Source organism: Actinomyces viscosus (assembly GCF_900637975.1).
Classification (GTDB): Bacteria; Actinomycetota; Actinomycetes; order Actinomycetales; family Actinomycetaceae; genus Actinomyces; species Actinomyces viscosus.
Genome location: NZ_LR134477.1, coordinates 2,905,339 through 2,924,389, shown reverse-complemented (window position 1 = coordinate 2,924,389; position 19,051 = coordinate 2,905,339). Strand labels below are relative to the sequence as shown.

At 69.2% G+C, this 19,051-nt stretch carries 18 protein-coding genes and 1 pseudogene; 8 read left to right on the top strand and 11 right to left on the bottom strand.

Features of this window, described 5'->3' with window-relative positions; translation table 11 throughout:
• The first annotated feature begins 49 nt into the window (after positions 1-49).
• On the top strand, positions 50-1,405 hold the full coding sequence (locus tag EL340_RS12415) for an AAA family ATPase (protein ID WP_126414862.1): 1,356 nt from the start codon (positions 50-52) through the stop codon (positions 1,403-1,405).
• Positions 1,402-2,475, top strand: coding sequence for a tetratricopeptide repeat protein (locus EL340_RS12410; protein ID WP_126414860.1), 1,074 nt, complete (start codon positions 1,402-1,404; stop codon positions 2,473-2,475). Before EL340_RS12415 ends, EL340_RS12410 begins: the two co-directional genes overlap by 4 nt.
• Before the next feature lie 17 nt (positions 2,476-2,492).
• Here the strand turns inward: EL340_RS12410 and EL340_RS12405 are convergent, their stop codons facing one another.
• The 6 genes from EL340_RS12405 to EL340_RS12380 all read right to left on the bottom strand — a co-directional run bounded on the left by EL340_RS12405 (position 2,493) and on the right by EL340_RS12380 (position 7,868).
• Positions 2,493-3,251 carry an ABC transporter ATP-binding protein gene (locus EL340_RS12405; RefSeq protein ID WP_126414859.1) on the bottom strand — a complete coding sequence of 253 codons (759 nt, stop codon included), beginning with the start codon at positions 3,249-3,251 and terminating at the stop codon, positions 2,493-2,495.
• Positions 3,248-4,471, bottom strand: coding sequence for a FecCD family ABC transporter permease (locus tag EL340_RS12400; protein ID WP_126414857.1), 1,224 nt, complete (start codon positions 4,469-4,471; stop codon positions 3,248-3,250). The genes EL340_RS12405 and EL340_RS12400 overlap by 4 nt, the downstream gene beginning before the upstream one ends.
• Positions 4,471-5,643 (bottom strand): ABC transporter substrate-binding protein, encoded by a 1,173-nt coding sequence (locus tag EL340_RS12395; RefSeq protein ID WP_126414856.1) that lies wholly within the window; start codon positions 5,641-5,643, stop codon positions 4,471-4,473. The genes EL340_RS12400 and EL340_RS12395 overlap by 1 nt, the downstream gene beginning before the upstream one ends.
• 164 nt (positions 5,644-5,807) lie before the next feature.
• Positions 5,808-6,959, bottom strand: a complete 1,152-nt coding sequence (locus EL340_RS12390; protein WP_126414854.1) for a hypothetical protein — start codon at positions 6,957-6,959, stop codon at positions 5,808-5,810.
• On the bottom strand, positions 6,934-7,650 hold the full coding sequence (locus tag EL340_RS12385) for an ABC transporter ATP-binding protein (RefSeq protein ID WP_126414852.1): 717 nt from the start codon (positions 7,648-7,650) through the stop codon (positions 6,934-6,936). The genes EL340_RS12390 and EL340_RS12385 overlap by 26 nt, the downstream gene beginning before the upstream one ends.
• Positions 7,647-7,868, bottom strand: a complete 222-nt coding sequence (locus EL340_RS12380) for a hypothetical protein (RefSeq protein ID WP_232023071.1) — start codon at positions 7,866-7,868, stop codon at positions 7,647-7,649. Before EL340_RS12380 ends, EL340_RS12385 begins: the two co-directional genes overlap by 4 nt.
• Before the next feature lie 227 nt (positions 7,869-8,095).
• Between EL340_RS12380 and EL340_RS12375 the strand changes: the two genes are divergently transcribed.
• Positions 8,096-9,130 carry a phosphodiester glycosidase family protein gene (locus EL340_RS12375; protein ID WP_126414850.1) on the top strand — a complete coding sequence of 345 codons (1,035 nt, stop codon included), beginning with the start codon at positions 8,096-8,098 and terminating at the stop codon, positions 9,128-9,130.
• Position 9,131: 1 nt separating this feature from the next.
• Positions 9,132-10,544: a bifunctional glycosyltransferase family 2/GtrA family protein gene (locus EL340_RS12370; RefSeq protein WP_232023070.1), complete on the top strand. Its 1,413-nt coding sequence runs from the start codon at positions 9,132-9,134 to the stop codon at positions 10,542-10,544.
• A 244-nt stretch (positions 10,545-10,788) separates the two neighbouring features.
• On the opposite strand, the gene EL340_RS12365 is transcribed toward EL340_RS12370, so the two are convergent.
• The 4 genes from EL340_RS12365 to EL340_RS12350 form a co-directional block, all read right to left on the bottom strand.
• Positions 10,789-11,058 (bottom strand): hypothetical protein, encoded by a 270-nt coding sequence (locus EL340_RS12365; RefSeq protein ID WP_126414848.1) that lies wholly within the window; start codon positions 11,056-11,058, stop codon positions 10,789-10,791.
• A gap of 11 nt (positions 11,059-11,069) precedes the next feature.
• Positions 11,070-11,786, bottom strand: coding sequence for a RelA/SpoT domain-containing protein (locus EL340_RS12360; protein ID WP_126414846.1), 717 nt, complete (start codon positions 11,784-11,786; stop codon positions 11,070-11,072).
• A 234-nt stretch (positions 11,787-12,020) separates the two neighbouring features.
• Positions 12,021-12,719, bottom strand: coding sequence for a response regulator (locus tag EL340_RS12355; protein WP_126414844.1), 699 nt, complete (start codon positions 12,717-12,719; stop codon positions 12,021-12,023).
• Positions 12,712-13,740 (bottom strand): sensor histidine kinase, encoded by a 1,029-nt coding sequence (locus EL340_RS12350; protein ID WP_126414842.1) that lies wholly within the window; start codon positions 13,738-13,740, stop codon positions 12,712-12,714. Before EL340_RS12350 ends, EL340_RS12355 begins: the two co-directional genes overlap by 8 nt.
• A gap of 130 nt (positions 13,741-13,870) precedes the next feature.
• On the opposite strand from EL340_RS12350, the gene EL340_RS12345 reads away from it, so the two are divergent.
• The 4 genes from EL340_RS12345 to EL340_RS12330 all read left to right on the top strand — a co-directional run bounded on the left by EL340_RS12345 (position 13,871) and on the right by EL340_RS12330 (position 17,344).
• On the top strand, positions 13,871-14,647 hold the full coding sequence (locus EL340_RS12345) for an ABC transporter ATP-binding protein (protein ID WP_126414840.1): 777 nt from the start codon (positions 13,871-13,873) through the stop codon (positions 14,645-14,647).
• Positions 14,644-15,453, top strand: coding sequence for an ABC transporter (locus tag EL340_RS12340; RefSeq protein ID WP_126414838.1), 810 nt, complete (start codon positions 14,644-14,646; stop codon positions 15,451-15,453). Before EL340_RS12345 ends, EL340_RS12340 begins: the two co-directional genes overlap by 4 nt.
• A complete protein-coding gene (locus tag EL340_RS12335; protein WP_126414836.1) occupies positions 15,450-16,193 on the top strand; it encodes a cupin in 744 nt (247 codons plus the stop codon). The genes EL340_RS12340 and EL340_RS12335 overlap by 4 nt, the downstream gene beginning before the upstream one ends.
• Positions 16,194-16,399: 206 nt before the next feature.
• Entirely contained in the window at positions 16,400-17,344 is a 945-nt protein-coding gene (locus EL340_RS12330) for an HNH endonuclease (protein ID WP_126414834.1), read from the top strand.
• Between the two features lie 302 nt (positions 17,345-17,646).
• On the opposite strand, the pseudogene EL340_RS12325 reads toward EL340_RS12330, so the two are convergent.
• A pseudogene (locus EL340_RS12325) lies at positions 17,647-19,036 on the bottom strand (IS1380 family transposase).
• Positions 19,037-19,051 lie beyond the last annotated feature (15 nt).

The following is a 19,051-nucleotide window of genomic DNA, read 5'->3' as shown; positions in this document are numbered from 1 at the left end:
ACACACCCTCACCGGTATTCGTGTCACTGCCCACCTCTAGACTGACCGAGTGACCGACCCGCTTATTGCCTCTCTGACACGTGCCGTCGAAGCTGCTCCCGACGACGTCCGGCTGCGCACCCACCTGGCCGAGCTCCTCATCAGGACCGGCCGCAACGCCGAGGCGGTCACGCACTGCGCCATCGCCCTGCAGCACGCCCCTACCGACGACGCCGCCCGCGCCCTCATGACCAGGGCGCTCTCGCAGCAGGCCACCCAGGTCCCCAGCGAGCAGGCGCCGTCCAACGCTCCGGCGCCCTCGGAGGTCGCCGCTCCCACGGAGTCAGGGTCACCGGAGGCTCCGGTTCCCAACGGCTTGCCACCATCGGAGGGGGCCGGGGGCTTCGACTGGCGCCGGGCCGAGGAGGACCTCGGCGGCGGACCGGCCGCGCCCTTCGTGTCCTCCGTGCCATCCGGGCCCTCCAGCTCCGACCGGGACCTCTCCGAGCCTCGCCCGGTCAGGGCCGACGGCCATAGCCAGCCGGCGGACTGGGAGGTGGAGCGCGCCGGTGTCTGCCTGGCCGACGTCGGCGGCATGACCGAGGTCAAGAACCGGCTGGAGGCCTCCTTCCTGGCGCCCATGCGCAATCCCGAGCTGCGCCGGCTCTACGGCAAGAGCCTGCGCGGTGGTCTGCTCCTGTACGGCCCGCCGGGGACGGGGAAGACCTTCATCGCCCGCGCCGTCGCCGGTGAGATGGGGGCGGGCTTCCTGTCGGTGACGATCTCCGACATCCTGGACCCCTACATCGGCAACTCCGAGGCCAACCTCCACAACATCTTCCAGCAGGCGCGTGACCATGCCCCCTGCGTCCTCTTCCTCGACGAGCTCGACGCCATCGGTATCAAGCGCTCGCTCTCGCGTCACTCGGGTATTCGCAGCACCGTCAACCAGCTCCTGGAGGAGCTCGACGGCGTCAGCAGCGACAACGAGGGCGTCTACCTGCTGGCGGCGACCAACGCGCCGTGGGACATCGATCCGGCGCTGCGCCGGCCGGGGCGGCTGGACCGGACGCTGCTCGTCCTGCCTCCGGATGAGCCGGCACGCGCCGCCATCCTGCACACCCATCTGCGCGACCGCCCCGTGGAGGGGATCGACCTGCAGGCCCTGGCACGGGTGACCGAGGGGCTGACCGGTGCGGACCTGTCGCACGTGTGCGACTCCGCCGCGGAGAAGGCGCTCATGGACTCGGTGCGCACCGGCCGGCCACGGCTCATGAACATGCAGGACATGTACGCGGCGCTTAAGGAGATCCGCCCCTCGACCGGCCCCTGGTTCGAGACGGCGCGCGCAGTCGTCGAGTACTCCGACGTCTCCGGAGAGTATGAGGAGCTGCGCGAGTGGATGAAACGGCACCGCATGCTATGAGTGACGACGTATACACCCAGGAGATGGACCGGGCCGATTGGCTCGTCGACGCCGGCCAGTACGAGCGGGCCGTGCAGATCCTCGGCCGTCTGCTCGCCGGCTACCCGGACAATGCTGGTAGGACCTACAAGGCTCTGGCGGCGGCGCACAACAGCGTGGATCGACTCGAGGACTCTGAGGCCGCGGCTCGCAGAGCGGTCGCGGCACTGCCGAATGATCACAACGCCCATCGGCTCCTGGCCTACGCCCTGATCTTCCAGAACAGGGAGCCCGAGGCGGAGCGCTCGCTGAGAACCGCCCTGGAACTGGCCCCCGAGGACGATTCGCTGTTCTATCTCATGTCCACGGCACTGACCAGGATGGAGCGCACGGAGGAAGCACTGTTCTACGCGCGCGAAGCGGTCAGACTCTCACCAGAGTCGGCCGACAGCCACGCGGTTCTGGCGTGGGCCCAGATGAAGACGGACCCGGAGACCGCGGAAACCGCTCTTCAGGAGGCGCTGGCACTGGATCCTGTGAACGAAGACGCTCTGCTCCTCCAGTTCCAGGTACTCGATCGCCGCAGGAACTACCGTGGAGCCACCAAGGCCCTTGCCGCATACACGGCCCAGACCTCCCACCATGAAACTGCACGTAACGCGGTCGACGCCTTCTTGGTGAAGGGCATCGCCTTCGCTCATATCGGATTATTCGTTTGCGTCCTGCTCCTGCTCACGCTCCTCGCTCTTGTCAGGATCGCAGATCTGAGCAGTTGGCTTCTTCTTCCCCCACTGATTCTCACAGCAGCCCTCACGTATCGGACGACAGCCGCACGTATTCAGTCTTTTCGACTCGCGTTCACGAATCGCAGCCGACGGATACTGCGCTCTTTCATTCGACATCACCCATTCCTGAGCCTATGGACCGCAGCTGTCGCAGTTCTCTGGGTGGGGCTCGCTGTCGGCTTCGTCCGTACGATCCAGGGGAACGATGTCGTTCTCATCAGCGCCGCTGGAGCTACTTTTGGTCTCACTGCGCTCTACTGCGTCTGCATCTCACTTACGAACCGTCACCGACGCCGGAGCAGCTGACTGCGTGAGGCTACCGGTCAGGCGTCCTGATCTGTCTCGGGGGCGACCATGACGTGGTCGCCGTCGGGCACGATCCGCACCCGTAGGCCGTAGACCTCGGCGAGGATGTCGGGCTGGAGCACCTCGGCGGGCGGCCCCTCGGCCAGGACCTTCCCGTCGGCGAGCACAGCGAGGCGGTCGCAGAAGCGGGCCGCCAGGTTGAGATCGTGCAGGGCGACGACGGCGAGGCGTCCGGTATCCCGGTGGCAGATCCGGTGCACGTGGGAGAGCACCGAGACCTGGCGGCGCAGGTCGAGGGCGGAGGTGGGCTCGTCGAGCAGGATGAGCCCGGGCCGGCGCACGAGCGTCTGGGCCAGGGCGACGAGCTGGCGCTGCCCGCCGGAGAGCTGGCCCAGCGGCCGGTCGGCGAGCTCGGCCACGCCGAGCTCGTCCAGGGCGCCCCAGGCCAGATCGATGTCGGCCCGGCTCGTGTGCCAGGTCATGCCGCGCCGCGAGGCGGTGAGCACCGACTCCAGGGCGGTCAGGGCGGCGTCGCCGGGCAGGCCCTGCGGCATGTAGCCGATCATGCCGCGCAGGTCCCGGCCCCGGTGGCCCTCGAAGGTGATCTCCCCCAGGTAGCGGCGCAGCTGGGCCACGCAGGTGACCAGGGTGGACTTGCCGGCCCCGTTGGGGCCGAGCAGGCCGACCATCTGTCCTGTCTCCCAGGTGGCGTCGACGCCCTTGAGAACCGCCCGCCTGCCGTAGGAGAAGGTGAGGTTGTCCAGTGTCAGGCTCATGATCCGCTCCTGACGGCCGAGTGCTGGCGTCCGAAGATGATGGCGAGGAACACCGGCACGCCCACCAGCGCGGTGAGGATGCCGACGGGTACGGCCACTCCCGGCACGATGACCTGGCTGGCGGCGTGGGCGGCGGTCAGCAGAGTGGACCCGGCCAGGATCGAGGCGGGCACGAGGAAGCGCTGGTCCTCCCCCACCAGGCCGCGGGCCATGTGCGGGCCCACGAGCCCCACGAAGCCGATGATCCCGACGAAGGCCACGGACAGGGCGGCCAGCAGCGCCACCCCGACCAGGGTCCAGGAGCGCACGCGCGCGACGTTGATGCCCATGGCCGCGGCGCGGGCCTCCCCCAGGGTGATGGCGGTCAGCCGCCAGCCGTTGACCCAGAAGACGGGCGTGGCCACGAGCAGCGCCACCGTCACGGTGATGACGGCCGGCCAGGTGGCGCGCATGAGGGAGCCCATCGACCAGAAGACGATCTGCTGGAGGCTCTCGGTGGAGGCGCGGTACTGCACGAGCGCCAGGAGCGCCTGACAGCTGAAGACCAGTGCGATGCCCAGCAGGATCGTCATCTCCTTGGTCACCGAGGGCAGGCGCGAGACCATCGCGATGGCCAGGGAGGCCGCCAGGCCGGCCGTCATCGCCGCGATCGGCAGGGTCGCCCCGGTGGCCACCGGCAGCACGAGCCCGGTGACGATCGCCAGCGCCGCCCCCAGGGCCGAGGCCGCCGAGATCCCCAGGGTGAAGGGCTCGGCCAGGGGGTTGTCGAGGATCGTCTGCATCTGGACGCCGGCCAGCGACAGCGCCCCGCCCACCAGCACCGCCAGCAGCGCCGGGGGCAGGCGCAGGTTGACGACGATGTTGGCCACCCACGGGTCGTAGTCGGCGTAGAAGAGGGAGCCGAGCACCTGTCCGGGGCCGAACCCCAGTGGCCCCACCATGAGGGCCGTCAGGAAGACCGCCAGGAGCAGCCCCGTCAGACCGGTCAGCATCGCGATGCGCCGCAGGGTCCGACGCCGGTAGGCGGAGTAGGCCGACGACGCAGTGGTCGCCCCGTCCGCGGGGGCGGCCTCCTTCTCCTTCCCGGTCGCCTGAGCGGGCGGCTCGGCCGTGCCGGCTGCCGCGTCGTCGAGCCCGGAGGCCGCGGCGTCGACGTCGCCGACGTCGTCGACGCCGCCGGCTGCGTCACCGGAGGGGACCTGAGCGTTCGGGGTGCCCATCAGATGGAGGTGAAGAAGACGCCCTCGGCCTTCCACGGCATGTACTGCTCGTGGAAGTCCTTCCAGACGGTCTCCGGGTCGATGTCGGCGAAGGCCTCGGGGTTCTGCCACTTGGCGAAGGTGAGGTAGGCGATGAAGTTGTAGGGGGCGTCGTAGAACTGGTGGTAGATGCCGTAGACGCGCCGGTCGGTGAAGGCCTGGATCTGGTCGTATCCGGGCTGGTTCCTCAGCTGCTCCAGGCTGGCCTTGGCGGAGGCGTCGTCGGCCTTGTAGCCGAGGTGGACGTAGCTGGTCTGGGCGGTGTCCTTGATCTTCTGGTTCTGCCACTCGCCGCCGGTGGCGATGATGTTCTGGGGGTTGGAGGCGATGACCTGCTCGGGGGTGAGGACGCCCTCCTCGCCGGACAGGAGGCTGTCGGCGATGTTGGTGCCGCCGGTGGCGGTGACGATCGCGCCCAGGTTGGCGGTGGAGTAGGTGGAGCCGGGGTCGTTGACGCCCGGGCCGCGCCACAGGAAGGTGGTGGGTTTGGTGGTCAGGGACTTCGCCTTCTCGACGACGGGGTCGACCTGCTGCTTGTAGAACGAGACGAAGGCCTCGGCCTCCTTGCGCCTGTCGAACAGGGCTCCCAGGAGGGTGACCGAGGGGACGGTGTTCTTGACCGGGTCACGGCGGAAGTCGGTGACGACGTAGGTGATCTTCTGGCCGTCGAGCTTGTCGAGGTAGCCCTTCTCCTTGGCCGCGTTGTAGACGTCCAGGGTCATGACGAAGACGTCGGGCTTGTACTTGACGAGGGTCTCGATGGGGAGGTTGTCCTTGGCGATGGAGCCGATGGTCGGCAGCTCGGCGGCCTTGGGGGCGACGGCGACGACCTTGTCGTAGAAGTCCGGGGCGGCCTTCTGCAGGTCCTCGCCCCAGGCGACCACCTTGTCGATGGGGTTGGCCTTGTTGAGGAAGGCCAGGGAGTAGACGTGCCGGGACTCGCTCAGGACGATGTTGGTGGGCTGGGTCTCGAAGGTGACCTTGCGGCCGGTGATGTCGGTGACCTCGAAGCCACCGCCTGAGGCGCCTGCGGACGCGCCGCCGCTGGAGCTCTTGCCGGCGCGGGAGGTGACTCCGCAGCTGGCGAGCACGGCGGTGAGGGGAAGGGCCATGAGGAGGGTACGACGGCGCATAGGAGTCCTTTGGTGACGCGAAGGAGGAAGCGGATCACCTAGGACCTTAGTGCTACCTAAGTTAATTTGCCAAGAGGATAGACCTCAATTTAGTAAGGTCGAACAAATATCACAGGGACAGCCTGGACGTTTCCCCCTGGGGCAGGGAGAGCAACGCACCCCCGTCACTGCGCCGCGAGGGTGTAGGCGGCATGGACGGCCAGAACGGCGAGCAGCGCGGCGAGCGGCGGCAGGTACTTGCGCGGGTGGCGCACGACGTCGCGCTCGGACTTCCAGCCCGTCAGCGGCCGGTAGACCTCCAGGAGGACCGCGGTTGCCGCTCCGGCGACTGCGGCCGCGACTGCGGCCGCAACGGTCTCGGCGAGACTGCCACCCCTCCAGACGAGCAACGCGCCCACGACACAATTGGACGCTGCATACAACAGCGCGAGGTCCCTGGCGTAGGCGGCAAGGACTCGCCGCGAGCCTGGTGCGGCCAGCACCACGGCGCGCGTGCTGAGGTAGCGGGAGAAGTAGGCGTTCAGTGGCGTGTTGACCACGACGAGGACCAGGGGCAGCGGGAGCGTCAGGCCGCGGTCGGTCATGGTGTACGTGAAGACGAGGGCGACGACGAGCATCACCAGGGTGTTGACCTGCGTGGTGCGCACGGTCACCAGCTCGCCCAGGAGCAGGCTGCGGCGACCACCCCGGACGGTGCCCACCTGCGTGCGCCGCGCCCGCAGTCCACCGGTGCAGGCGATCGCGGCGAGGCCGGCGCCCAGGAAGAGAGTGGCCGAGGCCGCGGGAGCCGCCCACCAGGCGGCCGCTCCGACGACGAGGGCCCCGGCGGCGGCGGCACGCCGCCCGCTCGACTCCCCCGCCCACAGGGTCAGTCCCAGCGCCGCGGACCCGAGTCCGACGGCGAGCATCTCGACGGCCAGCAGCACGGCGCCGGCGTCGAGCCTCCCACCGGCACCACCGCGCCCCGCCAGCAGGGCGAGCAGGGTGATGGGCGCGGTCACCTCGAGGAGGACGACGCCGTCGACCGCGAGGAACGTGGCTCGGGCGAGCTCGCCGCGCCGGAGCGGGAAGCGGGCCAGCTCGTCCCAGCGTCCGGAGCCGACCCAGGCCGAGGCGATCGTGGCGGTCTGGCCGACGGCGGCCAGGACGAGCCCCGTGACCGCGACGCGGGGGCTGACGTGGATATCGAGCGCGGCTGCACTCCAGACGGCCAGGGCGCACAGGATGACGGCGCCCAGGGCGGTGCGGCGTCCCACGAACTGGCCGGTCACCGCCGTCAGGGCGGCCCGGCTAACCGACCAGCGACGCCACGGCATCGGAGTCCTCGGGGGTGGCGAAGGGGCCGGTCATCCGGCCGGCGGAGAGCACGTAGAGGCGCCGGGTGCAGCGGGTGAAGGACTCGGCGATGTGGGAGCTGAGCAGGATCGAGCGGCCGGACGCGGCAGCCTCGTTGATGGCGCGGTACAGGAACTCGGTGGCGGTGAAGTCGAGGAAGTCGACGGGCTCGTCCAGGAGGAGGAGGGGCGTGGTCAGGTAGAAGGCGGCGATAAGGCCCGCCTTCTTGCGTGAGCCGCTGGAGAGCCGGGAGAAGGAGGTGGTTCGGTAGCGGCCGTAGTCGAAGCCCTCGATCAGCTCCTCGAGTCGGCCCCGGTCCGGGCGCAGGCGGTAGGCGCGCTCCAGGAAGCCGATGAAGGCCTCCAGGTTCCAGGTGGGGAAGGAGTCGTCGTCGGCCAGGCTGAGGTAGCGGGCGGCCTTGAAGTGCTCGTCACCCGGGCGCACGTCACGCCCCCGGTAGCGCAGGGCGCCGAGACGCGCCCCGCGGTGGACGTCGCACAGGGAGGTGAGCATCGTGGTCTTGCCGGCGCCGTTGAGGCCGATGAGCCCCACGGCCTCGCCGGGCGCGAGGGCGAAGGAGACGTCGGTGAGCACCGGCCGGTCGCGCTCGTACCAGGCGGACAGGCCCTCGACCTCAAGGAGAGGGGCCGGGGCGTCGTCGACAGCGCTCATGAGGCCAAGGGAGAACGACGGTCGCTGTCGTCATCGCCGCCGGAGGACGAACGCATCAGCGGCCCCAGGAAGCTCAGGGCAACACCGGTGAAGACGACCGCGAGCGCCATATCCCCTCTCCTGAAGGAGACGACGGCCACCACGCAGTTGAGCACCACGGCGAAGATCCGAAAAATACGTCGACCCCGATCCGACAACACGGCGGTCCCCTCCTTCACAGGCTCACGTCGCGGGCACCGGCTGCTCGTGCCCGCCCCCACTGTAGGCCCGGGACGGGCCGCACCAGAGCGCTTCAAGGACTACTTCGACGCGCAGATTTCACCCCCTGGGAGTATTGACACCCGACGCGCTGCCGCCTTCCTGCGTCGTGCCGACCTCGCAGCTTCACAGGAGACCCACAAGGACAACCTAAGCCTGGCACACACCGCCCGGACACGGTTGTGCCATGCACAGCTCCGACACCCTCAGCCCGGCCGAGCCGCCCCAGACGGACCAGGACTCCCAGTCCGGCCGGCACCGCCGTTCGGCGAAGTCCCGTAAGCACCCGCGCCGTCGTTTCCTCCTGGGAGGCGCCGCCGTCCTGGGCCTGGCCGCCACCGGCACCAGCGCCTGGGCCCTCAACCGCTTCGTCATCGACCACGTCGAGGTCGACGACGTCACCGCCCTGGAGGCCAAGGCGCAGAACGCCGTCGCCAGCTCCTCGGCTGCCCCGGCCACCAACGAGACGGTCGGGGAGAACTCCTACTCCTCGTCCAACACGAGCATCGAGATCCAGCAGGTCTCCACCGGCTCTGGCAACGACACCGTCACCTACTACGTGGCCGACGTCAAGCTCACCAACGCCACCGACCTGCGCAGCGCCTTCGCCAACAACTCCTTCGGCACCAACATCACCGCCAAGCCCTCCGTGATCGCCTCCGAGCACGACGCGATCCTGGCCATCAACGGCGACTACTACGGCTTCCGCAGCGACGGCATCCTCATCCGCAACGGCGTCATCTACCGCGACAGCGGCAAGCGCGACGGCATGGCCTTCTACACCGACGGGCGCGTGGAGGTCTACGACGAGACCACCACCAACGCCCAGACGCTCCTGGACGCGGGCGTGTGGAACACGCTGTCCTTCGGGCCGGCGCTGGTCAACGGCGGCCAGGTGCTCTCGGGCATCGATCAGGTCGAGGTCGACACGAACGTCGGCAACCACTCCATCCAGGGCAAGCAGCCGCGCACCGCCGTGGGGTGGGTGGAGACGAACCACCTGAAACTCGTCGTCGTCGACGGCCGCAGCGAGGGCTACTCGCGCGGCGTGACCATGACCGAGCTCGCCCAGATCATGGCCGACCTGGGGTGCGCCTGCGCCTACAACATCGACGGCGGCGGCTCGTCGGCCATGTACTTCAACGGCTCGATCATCAACCAGCCCTCCAACGGGGGCGAGCGCGACACCTCCGACATCCTCTACATCGCGAACGGATCCTGAGATGAACGGCACCGACAGCCTCACTGGAAACCCCACCGAACGCCTCGCCACCTCCTCGAACAGCACGGCCCGGATTCCGAGCGGCGCTCCCGCGGCGGACGCCAAGGCGGTCACCCGCCGCTCCGTCTACCCGCAGTCCTACCCGACGGCATACCCGACGACGCGGCTGAGCCGCTCCGGCGGCGTCGAGCAGGCCGCCTCGGCGGTGGTGGGCGAGGCGCCCCGACGGGCGGCGGAGTCAACGGCCAGGGGCGGCGGCAACCGCACGGCCGTCCAGGGCTCGCCACGCGTCCTGCCTCGGGTCATCGCCCCGGCGAACCGGACGGTTGTCGGCCCGTCCGCCGGCAGCCAGGCGGCGCCGCGCGCAGGTAGCGCGCACCGCCCCCGGACGGCGGTGACGCTGGTGGTCCTCATCCCGGCCTACAAGCCCGACGAGCGTCTGGCCGAGCTCGTGGCCCGCCTGCTCGGGGCCCGCCGGGACTGCGCGGTGCTCGTCGTCGACGACGGCTCGGGACCGCAGTACGCGCCCTTCTTCTCCGCCGCACGCGCCCGCGGCGCTCAGGTGGTCAGCTACCCGGTCAACCAGGGCAAGGGGCAGGCGCTGCGCACGGGGCTGGCTCACGCGGCCGCCACCTGGCCGGAGGCGGACGTGGTGTGCACCGACGCCGATGGGCAGCACACGCCGTCGGACATCGAGGCCGTGGCCGCGAGGGTGCGCGAGACCGGGCACATGACCCTGGGGGTGCGGCGGTTCACCGGACCGGTGCCGCTGCGCAGCCGGATCGGCAACGACGTGACCGCGCTGCTGTTCCGCGGCGCGACCGGCTGGAGGCTGGGAGACACCCAGACGGGGCTGCGCGGCTACCCCGCCGGGCACCTGGCCTGGTTGCAGAACGTGCCCGGCGACCGCTACGAGTACGAGCTCTCCGCCCTGCTGCGCGCCCACGAGCTGGGGCTGGTGGTGGAGCAGGTGGAGATCGCCACGGTCTACGAGCCGGGCAACACCTCCTCGCACTTCAGGCCGTTGCAGGACTCGGCGCGGATCTACGCCCCGCTGCTGCGGTTCATGGGGGCGTCGCTGGCGAGCTTCGGGATCGACTGGCTGGGCGTCATGGTGATCTTCGCGATGACCGGCAACCTGCTTGCGGCGGTCGTGGGGGCCCGGCTGATCTCCGGGACCGCGAACTTCTTCATGAACCGCCGGGTCTTCCGGGCCCGCCGCGGCACCGTGGTGCGCACGGCGGTGCGCTACGTGGTGCTGGCGGTGAGCCTGCTGGCGGCCAGCTACCTCATGCTCGAGGCGCTCACCACGATCGGGATCCCGCTGGGGATCGCGAAGATCCTGGGCGACGGGGCCATCTACGTGGCCAGCTATGTGGCACAGCGCCGGCTGGTCTTCAAAGAGCGGGGGTGAGATCGACCGGCCGGGCTCTCCCGGCGGGTACTCCTGGGGCGGCCGGGCCTTCGGAGGCGATGTGCCGGCGTCGCCCCCGGGGACGCGAAGCTCTTGCGCTCGAGTTCGTAGGGTAGGGCGCGCGTTCGAGGGGTAGAGGGTACGACCGCGCGACCTGCCCTACGACCGCGACCCGGGCCGGACTCGAGCCCGGCCCGGCCGGCGTTGGAGCTCCGGTCTGGGCAGACGGATCAGGGCATCGCGGTCACTGCACGCCTGCGCGGATCTCATCGAGCAGACGGGCGGCCGCTCCACTGAAGTAGGTGCTGTGAGTGACTTTAACCGTCTCCAGAGAGTCGGCCCCAACAAGCACGATATCCATCTCCGGTCGATCCTGGTACTCAATTTCAGCAGCACGGTACGCGGTGGCCGCGGCCGTGATATCGGCTCCGAACGACTCATGGGACAAGAGCTCATCACGCTTGCGGTCGTAGACGAGAAGAAACTGCTGAATATATCCGGTTTTGATGCTCATGTGATCTCTCCTCAAGACGCAGAGTCAGGGTTCAGGTCAAGATTCGCCAATTCGCCAGCAATCAACGCACTGAGACTGTTTAGTCGCCGCATGTCCTCGACGTCTGGAGCCTCGCCTTCATCAAGAGCGACATACATCTTCGCAGTGAGCATCGCGTACTCCTGGACCGGAGAGGATCCATCCTGCTTGTAGTTGATGCCGAAGGCGGCACTCAACCCTTCCACGCGCTGCGCCCACTGATGCATACGCTGCGTACGCAGCTGAATCTCGATAAGTCGTTGATCCTGCTCGATAACAATGTGGACAGCCCGATAACCCGATACACGCGGCCTGCCCACGTAGTCGGAGGCACGTTTCACCGACTCCGCCCAGCGTTCACGCACGTGCGTCTCCAGCCGGCGTAACTCACCGATGTCGTTCGAGGTGAGCACAATACGGCAGCCACCAATATCCTGCATTCGTGACAGGTCCAGCTTCGACTCCCTGGAGGTGATCTTCTCAAGGATCGTAGACATACGCTTCAGGCGTTGGCTCACTTCCCCCTGGATATGGTAGGTCTCCAGAAGCGTCGTCAACTCATTACTCGTGGCCTCCAACGGACTTGCGAAGGAGGCTCTGTAGGCACTCACGACGGCAAGCGCTTGCTCGATCTCGGCTTGAGGCGTCACTCCCTCAACCTGCCTTCGCAGCACCGATCCGGCCTTACGTACCGCGCTCTTGGAGAGCATCTCCCCCTCGCATCCACCTGAAGCCGCCAATTCTCGCCCTCTACCTGAACTACCTCGAGTCTATGCGATGGCAGGACATACGAGCGACGCCCGGCATTCTTGCACACGGGTTCGTACCTTATGTCGCGCGTTCGAGGGGTAGAGGGTACGACCGCGCGCCCTACCCTACGACCGCAAGGCATGCTGCGGGGTGCGGAGGGTCGGGAGACGCGTCCACGGTACCGGTCGGCGGCTTCAGCGAGGGCTGACGAGCCCCGCCTCGTAGGCGGCGATGACGAGCTGGGCACGGTCGCGGGCCTCCAGGCGGGCCAGGAGCGCGGTGATGTGGCTGCGGCAGGTCGCCCGGGTGATGCCGAGCTCGGCCTCGATCTCGCTGTTGGACAGGCCCCGGGCGATGAGCAGGAGCACCTCTCGCTGGCGGGGTGTGAGGGTCTCGACGTCGTCGGCCCGGGCGCTGCCGGAGGCCCCGGCCGCCGTGCGCGGCATGCGGGCCACGAGGCGCGCCAGGACCTGGGGGCTGAGCAGCGACCGCCCCTCGTGCACGGTGCGCACGGCGTCGACGAGGGCCTGCGGGTCGGTGTCCTTGAGCAGGAAGCCGCAGGCGCCGGCGTGCAGGGCGCCCAGGACGTAGTCGTCGATCTCGAACATGGTCAGGATGAGGACGCGCGCGGCCTTGAGCGCCGGGTCGACGCAGATCCGGGTGGTGGCCTCGATACCGGTCAGGCCGGGCATCTGGATGTCCATGAGGACGACGTCGGGGCGCAGCTCGGCGGCCAGGGCGACCGCGCGGTTCCCGTCCTCGGCCAGGCCGACGACGCTCATGTCGGCCTCGGCCTCAAGCAGGGCGGCCAGTGTGGTGCGCAGGAGAGCCTGGTCCTCGGCGATGAGGACCCGGATGGGGGCGGCGGTCGGTCCGGGGGCGGGGTCAGTCATGGGGCGTCCTGAGCGGTTCGGCGGGGATCGTCGCCTCGACGGCGAAGCCGGGGGCGTCGGGGCGGGGGCCGGCGGCCAGGGTGCCGCCGAGTGCGGTCAGGCGCTCGTGGAGCCCGCGTAGCCCTTGCCCGGCCCCGGGGCGGGGCTCCCAGTCGGCGGCCGGACCGTCGTCGTCGACGGCGATGCGCAGCAGCCCCGGCTTCCGGCGGAGGGTCACGCGGGCACGCGTCGGGCCGGCGTGGCGGGCCGTGTTGGCCAGCGCCTCGGTCACGACCCGGACGGCGGCCCGGGCTGCTGGGGCGGGGAGACGGCTAAGGACCGCCGAGCTCGGATCGGTGTCCGCCCCTGCACCTGCGCCGGCGGCGGCATCGATCTCGACCGTGACGCCGGCACGTCGAGCCCGGTCGACGACCTCGGTGAGACCGGTGGCGATCACCTCGGCACGGCGCTCACCCGGTCGGGATCCCGAGCCGCCCGGTGCGTCCGCTGCGCCTGCTGAGTCCGCGCCGGCCACGGAGGTTGTCGCAGCTGCCGAGAGCGCCGCGACCTCTGCCACGGCTCCGGGTGTCGGCGGCGTGCTCTCGTCGCGCAGGACGGTGAGCATGCGCCGCAGCGCCTCGGTGGCCTCGCGGGAGGCGGTCTCGACGTCGCCGAGCGCACTGCGCAGACCCTCGGGGGTGGTCTCGAGGCGCTGGGCCACGGCGCAGCGCACGGTGATGGCGCCGAGGTTGCCGGAGACGGCGTCGTGCAGCTCGCGGGCGATGACGAGGCGGTCCTCAGCTATGGCACGCGCGGCGGTCTCCTGCGCCAGGCGTCGCTCGTGGGCGCGGCGGTCGCGCCGCCGCAGCCACAGGGAGGCGGCCACGAGCCCGGCCATGACGAGCAGCATCGTCACCTGGGCGCCCCACGAGGGGGTTGGGGAGAAGCCGACCAGGGTGCCCGTGGCCACGGTGAGCAGGGTGAGCCCCGTGATGGCGCGCCCGAGCGGTGAGTGGCGCGGCAGGAGGTCGGAGGCTGGCACCCGGCCAGTCTAGGAAGGTGGCCCGGGCGGCTCATCGAACCAGGGTCTGATGGACCTGTGTCTGAGGCGGAGGAGCGGTGTCGGCTCGGCGGCCGATGCTCGCGGCCGCCCGACGCGGTGGAGTTGGCGCATGATCAGTATTGAGAACCTCGTCAAGCGGCACGGGACGCGGGAGGTGCTTCACGGCGTGAGCCTGGAGGCGCGCCCGGGCCGTGTCACCGGATTCGTGGGGCCGAACGGCGCCGGAAAGTCCTCGACGCTGCGGTGCCTGCTGGGGCTGGACCGGGCTGACGGCGGGCGGGCGCTCATCGGTGGGCGCCCCTACCGCGAGCTGCGCGAGCCGCTGCGCACGGTAGGGGCGGCGCTCGACGGTTCGGGCGCGCACCCCTCGCGTACGGCGCGCGGTCACCTGGGCTGGGTGGCCTCGGGGGCGGGGATCAGTCGGCGCCGGGTGGCCGAGGTGCTCGACGTCGTAGGGCTGAGTGAGGCGGCCGGGCGGCGGGTGCGCACCTTCTCCCTGGGGATGGGGCAGCGTCTGGGGCTGGCGGCGGCGCTGCTGGGCGACCCGGAGGTGCTGGTCCTGGACGAGCCGGTCAACGGTCTGGACCCGGAGGGGATCCGGTGGATCCGCACGCTGCTGCGCCGGCGGGCCGACGCCGGGGGCACGGTCCTGCTGTCCAGCCATGTGCTGTCCGAGCTCGCGGAGGTGGCCGACGACGTCGTGGTCATCGCCGGTGGGCGGGTGCGGGCGGCCGGGACGCTGGAGGAGGTCGCCGTCGGCTACGCGAACCTGGAGGAGGCGTTCTTCTCGCTGACTGCGCCGACCGGGGACGAGGCCGACGGTCGGGCAGGCTGGGCCGGACGGGCCGGCGGTGGGGCCGGACGCGAGGACGGGGCCCGTTCATGAGTGCGGCGACGGCGCTGGTGCGCTCCCTCAAGGCGGAGGTGCGCAAGACGGTGGGCCTTCCGGGGGCCTGGCTGGGGGCGGCGCTGGCGATCGTCCTGCCGCTCCTGATCGAGTACTACACGGATCATGACCTGGCGGCGCGGCTGGCGGCCGGCGACCCGGACGCGCCGGCGCGGCTGGGCGACGTCGGCGTCATCGGACTGTACGTGGGGACGACGGGGATCGTGGTGCTGGCGGTCAGTGTTGTGGTCAGCGAGTACGCGAGTGATCCGCGCACAAGTGGGGCTTCCGGCGCTCCGCGACAGGTGGCGACAACGATGCTGGTGCAGCCGCGGCGCGGGGCGTCGGTGGCCGCGAAGCTGCTCGTGGTGCTGGGGGCTGCGACGGTGCTGCTGGCGACGGCGTGGGTGGGAACTTTCGCGCTGTGCCGGCACCTGCTGGGGTCGAGCGTGCCCTTCGAGCCGGTGCCGTGGTGGATGCTGACGGGGATCCTGACGTGGTGGGTGTTCTCGGCGATGGCGTCGATGGCGCTGGCGATGGCGACGCGCAGCGCGCTGGTGTCGATGACGGTCCTCGTCGCGATGTCGACGATGATCTCGCCGGGCGTGCTGCTCATCAGGTCTACGGATGCGGCCCGGTTCCTGCCGGACACGGCGGCGGTGCGGCTCATTGCGAGCCCGACGACGCTCAACTACGACCGGCTTGTTGAGCTGCTGTCGATCCCGATGGCGGCCGCCGTCTGTGCGGCGTGGGCGGGCGGGTGCGCGGCGGTGTGCTGCTGGGTGTGGATGAGGCGGGACGCATGAGCGGGACCGGTGCGACCAGCAGGGTGAAGGCTGCCGCAGGGGCGGCGACAGTCTGGGAGCGTGCGCTGCGCGCGGAGCTGGTGAAGGTGGTGACGCTGCCGGCGATGTGGTGGTCGGCGGCGGTGGCGGGCGCGGCGGCGGTCGCCACGGTGATGTCGGTCCTGCAGAACGTGGTGGATGGGCGAGGCTTCGGATTCGAGGAGGTCGCTCCGACATGGGCGCTGGCGGTGCAGATCGGCTTCGTGGCGGCCGGGGTGGCCGCGGCGGGCGGCGAGCACTCCACGGCGCAGGGCGTGACGAGTCTGCTGGTGACGCCGGCGCGGGGACGGCTGGCGGTGGCGCGACTCATGGTGCTGACCGGTACGGGACTGGTGGCGGCGAGCGTCCTGGTCGGGGCGAGCCTGGCGGCGTGTCCGACGACGTCGACGGCGGCGCTGTGGGCTGGGGGACGGACCGTGGTCTGGTTGACGGCGGTGCTGCTGCTGTCGGCTGGGCTCGGTGCGGCGCTGCGCAGCGTCATCGGTGCGTCGACGGCGGCCGTGGTGCTGGTGATTCTGGCGCCGCAGCTGGCCGTGTTCCTGGGCGACGCCGCCCGCTGGTTCCCGGGCCAGGCGGCCCAGATCTGGCTGGCGGCGGGCGCATCGCAGGCGGACGTCACCTCTGCCGGGCTCATCATCCTGGCCTGGACGACAGCCGCCCAGACGGCCGGCATCATCCGGCTGGTGCGGGCGGATGCGTGAGGATCGGGACGCCACGAGTACGAGCCGGACACCTCCCATCAAAACCAGGGGTGGGAGCGGGTGAGGACGCCCCCACCCCTGTCCCTTGCCGACTAAACCCAGATCACTCAGCATCGTTTCAGCGCGGTATACTTCCACCTTGTGTCCTGCAACCGCGGGCAGGCATACCCCATATCTCAGCTGCTCATTTCACGAGGAATGCCACCATGGACCGGCAAATTTTTACTCCTTCAGAGGAGCGAGATGCCCACTTCGCCGCCATGCAGTGGTTTGAGGCCCAGCAGATGAGTGGCCACGAACTCTTGACCCACAGGGAGTTAATGAATGGGTTCGCCTGGCATGGCCACCACTTCCGCCTCACCCATCAATCCCAAGGGATCTGGAAGCCTCAAGAATTTAAGGCCGCTCTGACATTCAAGACCGCAGCCCCCACTCCCGGAAAAGAAGCACCGTACGCCGATCGGATCGATGACAGCGGGTTACTTCGTTACAAGTTCTCAGATACGAAGAAATGGGCGAACGACGCAATGAAGGTAGCCGCGCAGCGGAACTATCCTCTCGCCTGGCTGGTGGGAGTGAAGCCGACCTCATCAACACTGTTATATTATGCTCGGTTCCCCGTCTACATCGTCGACATCGACGAACGCAACGCAGAGTTCATCATCGCCATCGATGAGACAACACCGGCCACCTCAGGCCTCAAGGATTCTGGACAAATTGAGAAGAAGTACGTTTCCAGGTGGACGAAGGCACGCATCCACCAACACGACTTCAGGGAGTACGTACTCAGTGCCTACCAGATCTCTTGCGCAGTCTGCGATCTTCCGCACGCACAGCTCTTGGAAGCCTCACACATCATCGCCGACTCCAAGGAAGCTGGCGTCCCTGAGGTCAGCAATGGTTTGGCACTGTGCAGACTCCACCACACCGCCTACGACCGCCATCTCCTCGGCATCGACGCCGACCGCCGCATCCACGTGGCGACACGAGCAAAGCGCATCGAGACTATCCACCTGCAAACAGGCTTACTGAAATTTGAAGGCCGCTCCCTGACGCATGTGCCAGCCTCCAAACAGATGCATCCTGATGGCGACCGCCTTGCCGAGCACTTCAAAGAGTTCCTCCAGGCAGAGGAGCAGACAGCCGGGTAGGCCCCGAAGCTTCCAGCAAGCTACATGTAACCTGACTTGGCTCATTGCGGGGTGGTTGGGTCGCTGGGGGTGTGGTTGTGGTTGGGATTGTGCGGGTTGCGTGGGTGGGGGTGCGCACTAACCTCGATCTTTCATTGGTTGGTTGAGTGGGGTGTGGGTGGCGTCGTTGCCGGTGTCGTGGGGGCGATTATGCCGGTTGGGTGTGACGGTCTGCCGCGTGTCGTCTCGCGGTGGTCGGGCCTTTCCAGGGGCCAGGGTTGTTCCTTCAGGGTCGTGGTGGGCAGGAGGCGGCGGTCGGGTGCCTATGGTGCGGGTAGGGCCTGAAAGCTGCTCAGTGCGGTCAGCAGGAGGCTGGTGAAGGGGTGGTCGGCCTTGTAGCGCAGGACGGTGCGGCGGGCACGGTGGGTGATGACGGCGGGGATGCTCATCAGGCGCAGGCGGATCGTCCTGGGCTCCCAGGTGCGGGCGGGGGTGGAGGCCAGGGCGAGCGGCTGGGAGAAGGCCAGCAGGTCACAGGCCAGGGCCACGATCAGGCACCAGATACGGTTCTGGGCGAACCCCTGCAAGGGAAAGCGGTCAAGCCCGGTGTCCTTGGCACAGCGGATACGGTCCCCTGGCAGCGGGCCCGTAGCCGGTGGCGGACCTCGAGATCGGCGAGCTGACCTACTTTTGTGTTGGTGGCGAAGGCGGTCAGCCGGTAGCCCCCGACGTCCTCGAAGCGCAGCTGGGCTCCCTGGTGGGGCCGCTCTCGGCGCACGGTTGACCCGCACCCCCTTGGGCCAAGCGGTCAGGTCCAGCAGGTCAGTGATCTCAGCGACGTCCGCACCCTGCCTGGGCTGTCCGTCAGCGTTGTAGGCCGGGTCCCAGGCGGCCTCGGGGATGGTGCCCGTGGATCTGCGGCGTGTGGTCCGGCAGCGTGAACCCCACGCTGTAGGACACCCGCCGACGGGCCAGGAGCTCAATGGTCTCCTTCGTGCCTCCGGCCCCGTCGATGCGCACCAGCACCTTTCTACCGGGTCTGGGGCCGAGCCCGGCCTGGTCCAGTGCCCGGCGGATGATCTCGACGTGGTCGGCGGCAGTGTTCGATCCCGCGTTACCGGGACGCAGCACGAGCGCCGCGCACTCACCCCCACCGTCGGGGCCGTGGTCGAACCACGCGGTCAGCGGGTGGTAGCCGAACCCCTTCTTGAAGGTCGGGGCCGCACCCTCTTTGTCTGAGTGCACATTAACCAAGGTGGCGTCGACGTCGATCACCAACGGCCGGTTCGCCGAGACGCCGGCGGTCGGTGAGTGCTCGCCGGCCAGGGCCCACACCCGATGCCGCGCTGTCCTGCGGGCCCGGTTGACGGCGGCCTCGACAGCCTCGACGTGGTCGGCCAGGGCCCCTGCAAGTCGCGAGACCGTCGGGTCGGAGGCAACAAGCCCGAAGACCTCCTTGTCGCACCGCAGCAGCGAAAGGTCCGACAGGCACCGGCCTCCCAGGGCCACGCACACCGCCAGATCCAAGATGATCTTGCCCGGGTCGTGCACCGACCCCGGCCGCCGCCACGTAGACAGGGCCTGCGAGAGCTCGTTGCCCAGGCCCGTGACCCCGCTCGTCTCGGTCAGCAGCCTCGCCCCGGCCAGACCCACCGCCGGCACCTGACCGGACTCCACACCCACAACCGGGTACAACCCGCTATTCTTCACCACGAAGGTGTCCTCCCC